Raw genomic sequence first — 15,544 nt, 5'->3', positions numbered from 1 at the left:
TATAGAGCGTTATGATGATGGTTTTTCCAAGTCTAGCTTGAATGGAGTATAAAATACTTTGCACTAATGTACTTATAGTGATTTTTTTATACATAAAATTATTGATTTAGAGGGATATTTATGGCAGATAAAATTATTGATGTAAAAAACTTAAATTTTAAATATGATGATTCGAATAAAAATGCTATTAATGATTTATCCTTTTCTATTAATAAAGGTGAATGGGTATCCATAATTGGTAAAAATGGTAGTGGGAAGACTACTTTAATCAATCTACTTGATGGGTTAATTAAATCTAATAAAGGTAAAATCATAGTAGACAGTTTAGAAATAAATAATAAAAATTTAGATGAAATTAGGGATAAAATAGGAATCGTTTTTCAAAATCCATTAAATCAATTTGTTTCTTCCACAGTAAAAGAAGATGTTGCATTTGGATTAGAAAATAGACAATATGAAACTTCAAAAATGCATAAAATAGTTGATAGATCTCTAATGGAAGTTGATATGTTTAAATACAAAGATAACAATCCATCTAAACTTTCTGGAGGTCAGCAGCAAAGAGTTGCGCTAGCAGGAGTAATAGCTATACTACCAAAAATAATAATATTGGATGAATCTACTAGTATGTTAGACCCAAAGGCAAAAAAAATGATAATAAATTTAATTAACAAATTAAGAATAAAAAATAATTTAACAGTATTATCTATAACTCATGATATGAATGAGATACAGTATTCTGATAGAGTTATTTTATTAAAAGATGGTACTATGATAAAAAATGTTTCTCCATTAAGATTATTTAATGAATTAGATAATGTGGAAAATTATGGATTAGAAGTCCCATTTGCAGAAAAATTGAGATTAAAGTTGCAAGAAAACGGATTCAACATATCTAACGATTATATTAACAATGAGGAGATTGTAAAATGGATAACTCAATATTATTCAAAAATGTAACTTATAAATATCAAACTAATACTCCTTTTCAGCATACTGCGCTTGATAATATAAATTTAAAAATCAAACCAGGTTCATTTGTTTCAATTGTAGGTAAAACTGGAAGTGGAAAATCAACGTTGATTAAGCATATTAATGCTTTATTAAAACCTAACTCAGGAACAATTAATGTTGGTGAATTTACCATTAAGCCTAATACTAATAATAAAAATTTAAAGAAACTAAGAAGAAAAGTTGGCATGGTTTTTCAATTTCCAGAACAGCAATTATTTGCTAATACAGTTAAAGAAGACATTTCTTTTGGTCCATTAAATTTTGGATTTAATAAGGAAAAAATTTCCAATATTATAAATAAAGTTTCTAATCTTGTTGGAATTGATGATAGTTTGCTTAATAAATCTCCTTTTGAATTATCAGGTGGTCAACAACGTAGAGTCGCAATTGCAGATGTTTTAGCTACTAATCCAGAAATTTTGATATTGGATGAACCAACTGCTGGATTAGATCCTGAGGGTAAAAAATTTATCATGACTTTGCTTAAACAGCTTAATGAAAATCAAAATATTACAATTATTTTAGTCAGTCATCAAATGGATGACGTTGCAAAATATTCAGATGAAGTTATTGTTATGCAAGATGGAAAATTAGTTCAACAATGTTATCCAGATGAATTATTTACTAATGTTAATTTATTAAAAAAGTATGATTTACAAATGCCTATTAGTGTTAAAATTAATTTAATGCTCAATGAAAAAGACTTTAAATTAAATGACTTGCATTTAGATGAAGATGAATTGATTGATGCTATTATAAATAAATTAAAGGAATGTTAGTGTTTTATGGATAATTTTATATTTGGTAGGTATTTACCAATGGGTTCTATTATTCATAAAATGAATCCAGCGGCTAAAATATTTTTATGTTTTTATTTTGTTATATTAGTGTTTTTTGCAAACAGTTTTTTTAGTTATTTTGCAATGAGCTTATTTGTAATTATATTAATATTTTTATCTAAGAGTCCTATTAAAATGTTTTTTAAGGGTATAATGCCTTTAATATGGATAATATTATTTACAATTCTTATACAAATATTATTTAGCTCAGGTGGAGATATTATATATAAAATTTGGATAATTAATATAACTACATTAGGGATTAAAAATGCAATGTTCCTTTTTATGAGGTTTATATTAATTATTTCTATTTCTACAATTTTAACCATTACTACAGATCCGTTAGAAATATCTAGTGGTATTAGTATATTACTAAATCCATTGAAAAAAATTAAATTTCCAGTTGAAACATTCTCTCTTATGATCTCTATTGCATTAAGATTTGTTCCTACATTAACTGACGAAACCAAAACTATTATGGATGCTCAAAGATCCAGAGGCGTGGACTTTGGAAGTGGCGGGTTAATCAAAAGAATTAAGTCCTTTATTCCATTGTTAATTCCATTATTCGTTAGTGCTTTTAAACACGCTGATAGTTTAAGCATAGCCATGGAATCTAGAGGTTATAAAATAAATAGTAAAAGAACTCATTATCAAAATTATAAATGGTCTAATTTTGATACAATATCTTTTTTTGTAGCAATTTTGCTATCTATAATTATTTTTATGTTAAGAAATTAGGGGGGAGGTAAAATATTGAGTCAACGCTATAAAATAATAATGTCATATGATGGTACTAAATTTTCTGGATTTCAACGTCAACCTAATGAAAGAACTGTAGAAGGAACTTTAACTAAGGTAGTTAATAAAATGGCTAAGAATCCCAAAAAACATATATCAGTTTATGGATCTGGAAGAACTGATGCTGGAGTTCATGCTATAGGTCAAGTAGCTCATTTTGATTTCCCTTATGACTTAAAAGAGATCAATATGTTAAAGGGACTTAATAGTATGTTGCCTTTAGATATTAAAATTATTGATGTTAAGATAGTTAGCTCTGATTTTCATGCTAGATATGATGTTTCTGGTAAAAAATACATGTATCGTATGGATCTTGGAGAATTCAGGGATCCTTTTAAAAGATTATATACTGCTCAATGGAAACTGCCAGTTAACATTGATAAAATTAGAATTGCTTTGAATGATTTGATAGGGGAACACGACTTTACTAGTTTTGTTGCTTCAGGATCAAGTGCAAAAACCAACATTCGTACAATTTATGAAGCAAAATGTAATTTTGAACATAATAAAAATGAATTAATTTTTGAATTTTACGGAAATGGATTTTTATATAATATGGTCAGAATCTTAGTTGGAGTTGTTTTAGAAATTGGATCTGGTAAGCGAAATGAACATGATATTTTAAGACTATATAAAATAAAAGATAGAACTGAAGCTCGAAGAACTGTACCAGCAAGTGGATTATATTTAAAGCATGTTTACTATGAAGGTGATGATCCCGAACATCCAACTAAATTACCGCATCATCAAAGATAATTTTTATGGTTGACTTTTGGAAGCGAACTTTGTATCATTAGTTATGGTATTGTTTGCCCCACGATAAGCCCCGGAAACTTATATTGGTGTCGAACAAACACAGAAACATGGAGGAATATTAAAGTGCGTACAACATATATGGCAAAACCAGGTGAAGTAGAACGCAAGTGGTACATTATCGATGCAACTGATATCAGTTTGGGTCGTTTAACTTCTACAGTTGCTTCTATTTTACGAGGAAAAAATAAACCAACATTTACACCTAATGTAGATACTGGTGATCACGTTATTGTTATTAATGCTTCTAAGGTTGCATTAACAGGTCGTAAAGCTAGTCGTAAAGTATACTCCCACCACACAGGTTATTTAGGTGGTCTTAAACAAAAAACTGCTGGTCAAATGTTAGAAGATACTCCAGAAAAATTAATTGAAACATCAGTTAAAGGTATGATGCCTGATGGATCATTAGCTCATAAGCAATTATTACATTTACATGTACATGCTGATGGCAGTCATGGTCATGAAGCTCAAAACCCTGAAGTATTAGACATTAATAACCTAATTTAAGGAGGAAACTTAATTGGCTCAAGTACAATATCGCGGCACAGGCCGTCGTAAAGATTCAGTTGCTAGAGTACTTTTAGTACCAGGAACTGGTAAAGTAGTTATGAACAAAAAAGCTATTGAAGATTACATTCCATTCCCTAACCTAAGAGCAGTGGTTATGCAACCATTCAATGTTACTGAAACTTTAGGTAACTATGATGCTTTAATCAATGTTAATGGTGGAGGATTCTCAGGACAAGCTGGTGCAGCTCGTCATGGGGTTGCTCGTGCATTACTAGAAGTTGATCCTGATTTCCGTGCTCCATTAAAGAGTGCCGGTTTACTAACTCGTGATGCTCGTATGAAAGAACGTAAGAAACCAGGTCTTAAGAAAGCTCGTAAAGCTGGTCAATTCTCAAAACGTTAATATTATTTCAATATTAATATTTAAAGGTACTTTTCATTTATTGAAAAGTACCTTTTTTATTAAAATAATATTATTACACATTTATATATCATTTTCGTATAATAAGTAATAAAGTTGATTTTAAAAAGGAAGTGTAATTATTAATAATAAAAATTATAATATAAATATTTTAACGATGTTTATAGCAATTATTTTAATTCAAACTACTATACCAGGAATTGGTAATATTCCAATTGGACCTTTAAGCATTACTATTATTCCAATTACTATCATTGTTGCTTCAATTTTGTTGGGTAGTAAGAATGGTGCAATTCTTGGAGGTGTATGGGGATTAATAACATTTGTTAGGGCTTTTTTTTGGCCTACTAGTCCACTTGCTGTTTTTGTTTTAGTTAATCCTTTAATTTCTGTATTACCTAGAGTCCTTGTTGGTCTGGTATCTGGATGGTTTTATCATAAACTAGTTAAATATAAAATTAGCGATAAACTATTAATGTCATTATCTGGAATGGTTGGATCTTTGATTAATACAATCCTTGTTCTATTTTTAATTTATCTTTTTTATAAGAATAATTCATTTAATATTTATCATATTAATACTAATGATCTTTTACCATATCTATTAGGGATTGCGGGTACTAACGGATTAACAGAAGCAATTTTGTCAGGAATATTTGTTCCAATTATTACTATTCCATTACAAAAAATAAAAAAGTAGTGATTTTACATCACTACTTTTTTTCATCTGTATTTTCTTCTTTTTGCTTAGATTCTTTACTATTATGATTACTCATCTTAACCATCTTTAGTTTTTTATTGCTAATTACAACTTTATCATGATACTTATCTTCCAATACAGGATCATTTGATTTAAATGCGATTAGATAAGCATTATTATAAGCTTTTTCTATTGTTCCTTTAAAAGTATTTTTTTCTAATTTAAACGATACCTTATCTCCAATATCAAATGGTGACTTATCATTACTTGTTAATTTATCCTTTACCAAAGATATACATCTCCTAACCTATATCTTAAAAGTAACTAAAAAAAATTGATTTGTCAATTTTTAGTTATGATATTGCTATTTTTATGTTAAATAGTTTAAAATTATAAATAAATATGAATAGAGATGATAATGATTAAAAAAAGGAAAAGTAAATTTACCATTAATATAGGTTGGTTAATTTTGATTTTAACTTTAGTATTTATTATTTTCTCGGCAGGTTACTATTATTACGAAAAGAATTATATGTATAATATTTATAATCAAAAAAATGTAATAAAAAAGCATCGTAATTTTATTAATAAGTTGTTGCCATCAGTTACTTATGCACAAAGAAAATATAATATTTTGGCAAGCATAAGCCTGTCTCAGGCAATCCTTGAATCTAACTGGGGTATTAGTAAATTGTCTACTAACTATAATAATTTGTTTGGTGTGAAGGCTTATAATGGGCAACCTCATGTTAAATTATCTACAGATGAATTTGTAAATGGTAAGTTTATAAATGTTAAAGGTTACTTTAGAGTATACAAAAATTGGGATGATTCTGTACAAAGTCATGCTAAACTATTGTTTAATGGGACTAGTTGGAATCGATACCAATATCAAGATGTTATAAATTCAGATAACTATGTAGAAGCAGCACATAATTTACAGATTGATGGATATGCAACTGATCCTAAATACACTAACAAAATAATTGAAATAATAAAAAAATATCATTTAAATCAATATGATAAAGTAAATAAATAAGGAGAATTATTATGAAAGCATTAGAGGAAAAGATTAACGATGAAGGTCGAGTTTTATCAGAGAATATTTTAAAAGTAGACAGTTTTTTGAATCATCAAATTGACCCAATGTTTATGAATAAAATAGGTAAAGAATTTTCAAGACTTTTTAAAGAAGAAAACATTACTAAAATTTTAACGGTTGAATCTTCTGGTATCGCACCGGCTGTACTTACAGGCTTACAAATGAATGTACCAGTTGTTTTTGCTAGAAAACATAAAAGTTTAACACTTAACGATAACATATATTCTAGTGATGTTTATTCATATACCAAACAAACTAATAATAAAATTAGTATTAATAAAAGATATATTAATGAAAAGGACAATGTATTAATTATTGATGATTTTTTAGCTAATGGACAAGCCGTACTTGGACTTTTAGATATTGCCAATCAAGCTGGTGCTAATGCTAAAAACGTTGGAATTGTTATTGAGAAAAGTTTTCAAAAAGGTCATGAAATTATTACACAAAAAGGAATAAAATTAGAATCACTTGCCAGAATCGCATCTTTAAATGATGGGAAAGTTAATTTTGAATAAATAATATTTAGTCGGTAATTTTACCGACTTTTATTTTTCAATGAAATGAAAATAAGTGTAGCTATGATATAATTGACTTATAAATAAATTGAGAGGATTGTGTTATTTTGCCAGTAAATGATGTAATTTCCGGAATGAATAATAAACAAAAAGAAGCAGTATTATGCACTGAAGGTCCTCTATTAATTATGGCCGGTGCTGGTAGTGGTAAAACACGTGTTTTAACCCATAGAATCGCATATTTAATTGAAGAAAAGCAAGTTCTTCCTTGGAATATTTTAGCAATTACTTTTACTAATAAAGCAGCTAAAGAAATGAAAGAACGTGTAGCTAGCCTATTAGACTATGGTGGAAACGAAGTGTGGGTTTCAACTTTCCATGCATTGTGTGTAAGAATTTTGAGAAGCCATATTGATAAAATTGGTTATAATCGAGCTTTTACAATTGCAGGAAGTAGTGAACAAAGAACGCTCGTTAAGCGAATCTTAAAGGATTTAAATATTGATCCTAAAAAAAATGATCCTAGAGCAATTTTATCAGTTATTTCAAATGCTAAAAATGATTTAAAAACTCCTTATGAATTTAATGAAAATTTAAATCATACCAGTCCTTTTGAAGAAGTAGTTGGACGAGTTTATACTGAATATCAAAAACGGTTACATAACAATCAAGCATTGGACTTTGACGATTTAATTATGATGACCATTCAATTATTTGAAGAAGTTCCAGAAGTCTTAGATTATTATCAAAATAAGTTTCATTATATTCATGTTGATGAATATCAAGATACTAACGAAGCACAATATAAATTAGTAAGAATGTTAGCTAAGAAGTATAAAAATATTTGTGTTGTAGGTGATGCTGACCAAAGTATTTATGGTTGGCGTGGTGCTAACATGAATAATATTTTGAATTTTCAAAATGATTATAAAAATGCCAATACCGTAATGCTTGAACAAAATTATCGTTCTACTAAAAATATTCTAAGCGCTGCTAATGACGTAATTAAGAATAATGTTACTAGAAAAGAAAAGAATCTTTGGACTGATAATGCTGAAGGCGATAAAATTTCATATTATCGTGGTCAAAGTGAAGTCGATGAAGCTCATTTTGTGGTTACTCAAATTAAGAAAATTATTGAAGAAAAAAATTATTCATATAATGATTTTGCTATTCTTTATCGTACAAATGCTCAATCACGTGTTATTGAAGAAACTTTTTTGAAATCTAATATTCCATATTCCATTGTTGGTGGACATAAGTTCTATGATCGTAAAGAAATTCAAGATGTTTTAGCCTATCTAACTTTGATTGCTAATCCTAGTGATTCTATGAGCTTGGAAAGAATTATTAATGAACCTAAACGTGGTATTGGTGCATCTAGCATTGAAAAATTAAGAGTATTCGCTCAAGAAAATAATTGGAGCATGCTAGAAGCTACAAAGAATATTGAACTTAATAATACATTATCTAACCGTGCTAGAAATGCTATTGATAAATTTGGTCGATTAATGACTGGACTACAAAAAATTGCTGTGGAAAATAAAGTAACTGATGTTACCCAACATATCCTAGATGACAGTGGATATTTAGATAATTTAAAACAATCTAAGTCTTTGGAATCTAAAGCTAGAATTGAGAATATCGAAGAATTTATTTCTGTTACCCAACAATTTGATAATAATCATGATGATAATGATGGAGATGAGCCATTAACTGACTTTCTTGCAGACTTAGCACTAGTTTCTGCTCAAGATGATGTTGATGAACAAACACCACAAGTTACATTAATGACATTACATGCTGCTAAGGGATTAGAATTCCCCGTAATATTTTTAATGGGAATGGAAGAAGGAATTTTTCCATTAAGTCGTTCTTTAGAAAAAGAAGATGAATTGGAAGAAGAACGTAGACTAGCATATGTAGGTATTACTAGAGCGCAAAAAAAATTATATATCACTAATGCATTTTCAAGAATGCTTTATGGTAGAAGACAAACAAATCCAGAATCACGTTTTATTGATGAAATATCAGATAACTTAATACATTCTGAAAATGATTTTTCTAAGAATAGTTCATTAAGAACACCATTTGATTCTGCTCGCAATCATAGATCTCAAAGCTTTGCTAATCAAAAATTATACCATCAACCGGCTCAAAAAGTTCAAAAACCCAAGGGTAGTGGTGCTGATAAGAAGTCATGGAATGTGGGTGATAAAGTTCAACATAAAGCTTGGGGAACGGGAACTGTTGTTAAGGTTAATGGCAATGGTGAAGATACAGAATTAGATATTGCTTTTCCAGATCAAGGACTAAAAAGATTACTCGCTGCATTTGCACCAATTCAAAAAATTGAAAAATAATTTATTGAAAATTGAGGTGAAATAAATGTCAGATAAAACTATAGATGAATCAAAAATTAAGCAAGAATATGAAAAACTAAAAAATCAATTAAAATTATGGAGTCGCCAATATTACTATGAAGATCAACCTAGTGTTGAAGATTCTGTATATGACCAAAATTATAGATCATTACAAGACCTTGAATATAAATATCCTAATTTAATTACTTCTGATTCACCAACTCAAAATGTTGGTTCTAGAACTTTACCTGGTTTTGATAAGGTTAGACATGATGTTCCAATGTTATCATTGGGGGATGTATTTTCTAAGGAAGAGTTATCAAATTTCATGGATAACTTGAATAATAATTATCCATCAATTAGTGAATACAATTGTGAACTAAAAATTGATGGACTTGCTATTTCTTTACTTTATAAGAATGGTAATTTAGTTCAAGGATCTACCAGAGGTAATGGTTTTATGGGTGAAGATATTACTGAGAACTTAAAAACCATTAAAAGTATCCCTCACAAATTAAATCGTTCTATTGATATTGAAGTAAGAGGAGAATGCTATATGCCTAAAGCATCTTTTGTCAATCTGAACAAAAGACGTGAACATGATGGTAAATCGACTTTTGCTAACCCTAGGAATGCTGCTGCTGGTAGTTTAAGACAATTGGATTCAAGTGTTACAGCTAGTCGTAATCTAAGCACTTTTATGTATAATGTTGCTGATTATAATGATTTAAAAACTAATACTCAGTCTGGTTTATTAAATGAACTGAATAATCTAGGCTTTAAAATTAACCCCACTTACGAAGTTGTTAAAAATATGTCTGATGTTGATCATTATATTGATAAGTATACTGATGAACGTGATGAATTAAGTTATGGGATAGACGGAATAGTAATTAAGGAAAATAATTTATCATTGCAAAAAGATATTGGCAATACAGTAAAGGTTCCTAAATGGGCAATTGCGTTTAAATTTCCGCCAGAAGAAGTTGAAACTAAGCTTAATGACATTGAGTGGACTGTTGGTCGAACGGGAGTAGTTACTCCAACTGCTATTATGGATACTGTTAAATTAGCGGGAACAACAGTTTCTAAAGCATCACTTCATAACCCTGACTATTTAAATGAAAAGGCAATAAGAATTGGTGATACTGTTAAATTACACAAAGCTGGTGATATTATTCCGGAAATTTCTGAATATATTGCAAGTAAACGTCCAAGTAATAGCAAACCATATGAGATACCAAATAAATGTCCATCATGTGGGGATAAGCTAGTACATCTAGATGACGAGGTAGCCTTGCGTTGTATTAATCCAAAATGTCCAGCACAGTTAACTGAACAAATTAATCATTTTGCATCAAGAAACGCTATGAATATTGACGGATTGGGACCTAAAATAGTTCAACAATTGTTCGATAAGGGGTTGCTTAATGATACTGCTAGTTTATATAATTTGAATCGTGAAGAGTTAGAAACTTTGGACAAATTTGGTACTAAATCTGCTACTAATTTATTAACAGCTATAGACAATAGTCGGACCAATTCAATGGAAAGATTACTATTTGGACTAGGCATTCGTCATGTTGGTTCAAAAGCCGCTAAATTAATATCTGAGCATTTTAAAAATATGGATTCATTAATGTCCTCTAATATTGATGATATTTCATCTATTGATTCAATCGGTAATACTATTGCGCAAAGTATAGTTACCTATTTTAATAATTCAGAAGCTAGGAAACTTATTGATGAGTTTAAATCATTAGGTATTAATATGAATTACAATGGTAACGATATTGAACCTAATGTTTTGCAAAATTCTATATTCAATAACAAAACAATTGTTTTAACTGGAAAACTATCTAGAATGAGTCGTCCTAAAGCTTCAGAATGGCTAGAAAATCATGGGGCTAAAGTTACTGGAAGTGTTTCTAAAAGTACAGATATTTTAATTGCTGGTGCAGATGCTGGAAGTAAATTATCGAAAGCTGAAAAATATGATGTATCAATTTGGAATGAAGATCAGTTCATTGATGAAATGAACAATAATGAGTGATTTGTGGAGGCAGGCAAATTGAATAAATTAAAAGTTTTATTCTTGGTAATGGTTAGTACAGTTTTATTAGTTGCTTGTGGAAATAATAATGATAATAAATCAGGAAGTTCTTCTGGAACTCAAGTTATTTCACAAACAAACAGTAATTATTATCAAGGAGTAATCAAAGATGGTCATTATTTGACTAGTAAGTCACGTGGTGTTTCTGTTCAACAAAATGATAACCAACTTAATCTAAAGGGGTTTGAAAATGGTTTGTTAGGAATATCTAAGCAACATTTTCCAACCGATGACTATATTCTACAAGAAGGTCAATATATTAATACTGATACTGTAGAAAACTGGTTAGGACGTAAAAGTAAAAATAATCCGGATGGATTAAATCCTGCAGGAAAAGATACTAAAGAACCATTATATCTTCAACAAATGGATGAACAGGATTTTATGACCGAAGATCATAATTCACTTAAAATTAAGGGAATGACAGTGGGATTAGGCATTAATTCTATTTACTATTATCGTAAAGAAGCTTATGGTGCAGTTTATCAAAAGAAATTAAATGATTCAGATATTATTCAACAAGGAAAAGAAATTGCAAATAAGATTCTTCAAAGGTTAAGAAAAAATAAAAAGTTAAAAAATATTCCAATTGTTTTTGCACTATATAAACAAGCACCTAATGATAGTTTAGTTGGAGGTAATTTCTTCTCATCTTCTGTTAATAACGGTAATTCTATTAAGAGTTCAGATTGGAAGTCTTTAAACATAAAGAACTATGTTTTACCAGCTGAATCTACTAAAGGTGTAAATAATAATGATGAAGACTCATTTGAAAACTTTAAAAATCAAATTCAAAAATTCTTCCCTAATTTAAGTGGAGTTACTGCTCAAGCACATTATGTTGATAACAGTTTAAGAGGGATGCATATTAATATTACTACTCAATTTTATGGACAAAGCGAGATTATTAGCTTTACTCAATATGTAGAAAATATGGCTGAAAAGTACTTACCAAATAATATTCCAATTGATATTCAAGTAAGCTCAACTGAAGGTATGCAAAGCTTTTTATCTAGGAAAACAGGAGAAAAAAATTTCTATACACATGTTTTTACTAGTTATTAAAACTAATTAAATTATTGTGTTAAAATATTTTATAAGTAATAGTAAAATATATTTAGTAAAGAAAGAAGGAGCTAGTCAATGTCTGAAAAAATAAGTAAAAATACAGTAAGTCATGTTGCTTCATTAGCTAAGCTAGAATTAACTGATAAACAATTGCCTTATTTTACTGATCAATTAGGAAATATTATGGGGATATTTGATTCTTTGAATGAAGTTGATACTACTGATGTTGAACCAACATTTAGCGTAACTGATCAAATTAATGTTATGAGAGAAGATATTGCTGATAATTGGGGAGAAAGAGATCAATTGTTACAAAATGCTCCTGATGTTGCTGATGGTTTAATTAGAACACCAACAATTATTGATGAAAGTGGGGATTAATTAAATGAATTTTTTGAATAAAGATATCACTAGCATTCATCAAAGTTTAGTTAATGGTGACATTACTGTTGAACAACTAACAAAAGAAGCAATTGAAAATTCTAAGAATAATGAAAAAAATATTAATGCATTTATTACAATTGATGAAGAAAATGCAATTAAACGAGCTCAAGAAATTGATAAACGAGGAATTAATCCTGATAATTTATTATCTGGAATTCCAGTTGCAATGAAAGATAATATGTTAACCAAAGATGTTTTAACATCTGCTGGATCTAAAATGTTATCTAACTTTAAACCAATCATTAGTGGAACTGCTGTTAATAAAATGTTAGATGCTGATACTGTTAGTATTGGTAAAACTAATATGGATGAATTCGCAATGGGAAGCTCTACAGAAACATCATATTATGGTAAAACTCATAATCCATGGAATTTAGACAAAGTTCCAGGTGGATCATCTGGTGGTTCTGCCGCTTCAGTTGCAGCAGGTGATGTATTAGCTGCTTTAGGATCTGATACTGGTGGTTCAATTAGACAACCAGCTGCCTTTAATGGGATTGTGGGGATGAAACCTACATATGGTCGTGTATCTAGATGGGGATTAATCGCTTTTGCATCTAGTTTCGATCAAATTGGGCCCTTAACTAACAATGTTTATGATAATGCACTTGTTTTAAATCATATTGCTGGTCATGATGAACATGATTTAACTAGTTCCGATAAAGAGGTCCCTGATTTTACCAGTAATATTGATTCTGGTGTTAAGGGAATGAAAATTGGTTTACCTAAAGAATATCTAGGTGAAGGTGTCAGTGATGATGTACGTGAAGCTATTAAATCAGCTGCTGATAAATATCGTGAAATGGGTGCTGACGTAGAAGAAGTATCATTACCACATAGTAAATATGGCGTGACTGCTTACTACATTATTGCTCCTTCTGAAGCATCATCTAACTTACAAAGATTTGATGGTATTCGTTATGGATATCGTTCAGAAAATGCTAAAAACCTTGATCAATTATATGTTAAAAGTAGATCTGAAGGTTTTGGAGACGAAGTAAAGCGTCGTATTATGTTAGGAACTTATTCATTATCTGCTGGTTTCTTTGATGCTTACTTTAAGAAAGCTGCCGAAGTTAGAACATTAATTACTAAAGACTTTCAAAATGTATTTCAAAATTATGATTTAATCCTTACACCAACAGCTCCAACTCCTGCATTTGGATTAGATGAAAACAAAGATCCATTAACTATGTATATGAATGATGTATTGACTATCCCAGTTAATATGGCTGGATTACCAGGAATGTCATTGCCAGCTGGATTTTCTGATGGTCTTCCTATTGGGATGCAGTTAATTGGGAAACCATTTGATGAAACTACTATGTATAAAGCTGCATATGCTTTTGAAAAAAACACAGATTTTCATAAACAAACCCCTAAGATTGGAGGAGACAAATAATGAATTTTGAAACTACTATTGGACTAGAAGTTCACGTTGAATTAAAAACAAATTCTAAAATCTTTAGTCCTTCTCCTGTTGGTTATGGTGCAGAAGCTAATTTAAACACTAATGTTATTGATTGGGGATATCCAGGGGTATTACCAACAACAAACAAGGGTGTTGTTAAAGATGGAATTGTTGCTGCTCTAGCTTTACATGCTAATGTTAATCAACATCCTCATTTTGACCGTAAAAATTATTTCTATCCTGATAATCCTAAAGCTTATCAAATTACCCAACAAGATACACCAGATGCTACAGATGGTTGGATAGAAATCGATGTTGATGGTAAAAAGAAAAAAATTGGTATCGAAGAAATGCATATTGAAGAAGATGCTGGTAAAAATAGTCATGGTAAGAATTATTCTTATGTTGATTTAAATCGTCAAGGAACTCCTTTAATTGAAATTGTTTCTAAGCCAGACATCGCTTCACCTGATGAAGCTTATGCATATCTTGAAGCATTAAGACAAAGAATTCTATTTACTGGAATTTCTGATGTCAAGATGGAAGAAGGTTCCATGCGTGTTGATGTTAATATTTCAATTAGACCATATGGACAAAAAGAATTTGGTACCAAAGTTGAACTAAAAAACCTTAATTCATTTAACTATGTAAGAAAAGGTTTAGCATATGAAGAAAAGCGTCAACGTCAAATCTTAATGTCTGGTGGTAAGATTCAACAACAAACTAGACGTTTTGATGAAAATAATGGTACCACCATTTTGATGCGTGTTAAAGAAGGATCTGATGACTACAGATACTTCCCAGAACCAGATTTACCATCATTAAATATTTCAAACAAATGGATTGATGATATTAATTCTAAGATGCCTGAAATGCCAAACAGTCGTCGTAATCGTTATGTTAACGAACTAGGATTAACTGAATATGATGCAATGGTTCTAACACAAACAAAAGAAATGTCTGATTTCTTTGACAAAATGATAGAATTAGGAGCTGATGTTAAAATGGCTTCTAATTATTTACAAGGAAATGTAAATGCTTATTTGAATGATAAACAAGTAGATTTATCTCAAACTGAAATTACTCCAGAAAACTTGACTACTATGATTAAGTTGATTGAAGATAGTACTATTTCTAGTAAGATGGCCAAAAAAGTATTTAAAGCAATCACTGAAGGTAAAGAACCTGAAAAGTTTGTAAATGATAACGGTATGGTTCAACTATCTGATCCAAAGAAATTACAACCAATTATTGATGAAGTATTATCAAATAATCCTCAATCAATTGAAGATTTCCATAATGGAAAAGATCGTGCAATTGGTTTCTTAGTAGGTCAAATTATGAAACAAACTCGTGGTAAAGCCAATCCACAAGTTGTAAATAAATTATTAATGGCTTCAATGAATAAATAAGATTAGGGGAAT

Annotated in this window: 16 protein-coding genes; 15 read left to right on the top strand and 1 reads right to left on the bottom strand. The window is 29.7% G+C overall.

The window, feature by feature from the left end:
• The first annotated feature begins 120 nt into the window (after positions 1-120).
• The 7 genes from C7N44_RS02600 to C7N44_RS02570 all read left to right on the top strand — a co-directional run bounded on the left by C7N44_RS02600 (position 121) and on the right by C7N44_RS02570 (position 5,101).
• Positions 121-960, top strand: coding sequence for an energy-coupling factor transporter ATPase (locus tag C7N44_RS02600; protein WP_105956352.1), 840 nt, complete (start codon positions 121-123; stop codon positions 958-960).
• A complete protein-coding gene (locus C7N44_RS02595; protein ID WP_105956351.1) occupies positions 930-1,793 on the top strand; it encodes an energy-coupling factor transporter ATPase in 864 nt (287 codons plus the stop codon). Before C7N44_RS02600 ends, C7N44_RS02595 begins: the two co-directional genes overlap by 31 nt.
• 6 nt (positions 1,794-1,799) lie before the next feature.
• Positions 1,800-2,594 (top strand): energy-coupling factor transporter transmembrane component T family protein, encoded by a 795-nt coding sequence (locus C7N44_RS02590; protein WP_105956350.1) that lies wholly within the window; start codon positions 1,800-1,802, stop codon positions 2,592-2,594.
• Positions 2,595-2,633: 39 nt separating this feature from the next.
• A complete protein-coding gene (truA, locus tag C7N44_RS02585; RefSeq protein WP_105956642.1) occupies positions 2,634-3,410 on the top strand; it encodes a tRNA pseudouridine(38-40) synthase TruA in 777 nt (258 codons plus the stop codon).
• Positions 3,411-3,533: 123 nt separating this feature from the next.
• Positions 3,534-3,977: a 50S ribosomal protein L13 gene (gene rplM / locus C7N44_RS02580; RefSeq protein WP_167387279.1), complete on the top strand. Its 444-nt coding sequence runs from the start codon at positions 3,534-3,536 to the stop codon at positions 3,975-3,977.
• 13 nt (positions 3,978-3,990) lie between these two features.
• The gene (gene rpsI, locus C7N44_RS02575; protein WP_105956349.1) at positions 3,991-4,383 is read left to right on the top strand and encodes a 30S ribosomal protein S9; all 393 of its coding nucleotides are present in this window, start codon (positions 3,991-3,993) and stop codon (positions 4,381-4,383) included.
• A 175-nt stretch (positions 4,384-4,558) separates the two neighbouring features.
• Positions 4,559-5,101, top strand: coding sequence for an ECF transporter S component (locus C7N44_RS02570; protein ID WP_105956348.1), 543 nt, complete (start codon positions 4,559-4,561; stop codon positions 5,099-5,101).
• A 13-nt stretch (positions 5,102-5,114) separates the two neighbouring features.
• Here the strand turns inward: C7N44_RS02570 and C7N44_RS02565 are convergent, their stop codons facing one another.
• Positions 5,115-5,390, bottom strand: coding sequence for a DUF2187 domain-containing protein (locus C7N44_RS02565; RefSeq protein ID WP_225362927.1), 276 nt, complete (start codon positions 5,388-5,390; stop codon positions 5,115-5,117).
• A gap of 129 nt (positions 5,391-5,519) precedes the next feature.
• On the opposite strand from C7N44_RS02565, the gene C7N44_RS02560 reads away from it, so the two are divergent.
• The 8 genes from C7N44_RS02560 (at position 5,520) to gatB (ending at position 15,532) form a co-directional block, all read left to right on the top strand.
• A complete protein-coding gene (locus C7N44_RS02560; protein WP_105956346.1) occupies positions 5,520-6,140 on the top strand; it encodes a glycoside hydrolase family 73 protein in 621 nt (206 codons plus the stop codon).
• 11 nt (positions 6,141-6,151) lie between these two features.
• On the top strand, positions 6,152-6,721 hold the full coding sequence (locus C7N44_RS02555; protein ID WP_105956345.1) for a xanthine phosphoribosyltransferase: 570 nt from the start codon (positions 6,152-6,154) through the stop codon (positions 6,719-6,721).
• 107 nt (positions 6,722-6,828) lie between these two features.
• The gene (gene pcrA / locus C7N44_RS02550; protein ID WP_105956344.1) at positions 6,829-9,084 is read left to right on the top strand and encodes a DNA helicase PcrA; all 2,256 of its coding nucleotides are present in this window, start codon (positions 6,829-6,831) and stop codon (positions 9,082-9,084) included.
• A 25-nt stretch (positions 9,085-9,109) separates the two neighbouring features.
• Complete coding sequence (gene ligA / locus C7N44_RS02545) at positions 9,110-11,137, top strand: NAD-dependent DNA ligase LigA (protein WP_105956343.1); 2,028 nt, start codon at positions 9,110-9,112, stop codon at positions 11,135-11,137.
• Positions 11,138-11,185: 48 nt separating this feature from the next.
• Positions 11,186-12,262: a CamS family sex pheromone protein gene (locus C7N44_RS02540; protein ID WP_105956640.1), complete on the top strand. Its 1,077-nt coding sequence runs from the start codon at positions 11,186-11,188 to the stop codon at positions 12,260-12,262.
• A gap of 78 nt (positions 12,263-12,340) precedes the next feature.
• Positions 12,341-12,646 carry an Asp-tRNA(Asn)/Glu-tRNA(Gln) amidotransferase subunit GatC gene (gene gatC / locus C7N44_RS02535; RefSeq protein WP_105956342.1) on the top strand — a complete coding sequence of 102 codons (306 nt, stop codon included), beginning with the start codon at positions 12,341-12,343 and terminating at the stop codon, positions 12,644-12,646.
• Positions 12,647-12,650: 4 nt separating this feature from the next.
• Entirely contained in the window at positions 12,651-14,111 is a 1,461-nt protein-coding gene (gene gatA / locus C7N44_RS02530; RefSeq protein WP_105956341.1) for an Asp-tRNA(Asn)/Glu-tRNA(Gln) amidotransferase subunit GatA, read from the top strand.
• Positions 14,111-15,532, top strand: coding sequence for an Asp-tRNA(Asn)/Glu-tRNA(Gln) amidotransferase subunit GatB (gatB, locus tag C7N44_RS02525; RefSeq protein ID WP_105956340.1), 1,422 nt, complete (start codon positions 14,111-14,113; stop codon positions 15,530-15,532). Before gatA ends, gatB begins: the two co-directional genes overlap by 1 nt.
• The last annotated feature ends 12 nt before the right edge of the window (positions 15,533-15,544 follow it).

Origin of the sequence: Apilactobacillus quenuiae (genome assembly GCF_002994005.1) — a bacterium.
GTDB classification, from domain to species: Bacteria; Bacillota; Bacilli; order Lactobacillales; family Lactobacillaceae; genus Apilactobacillus; species Apilactobacillus quenuiae.
This window is presented reverse-complemented; position numbering and strand designations above follow the sequence as displayed.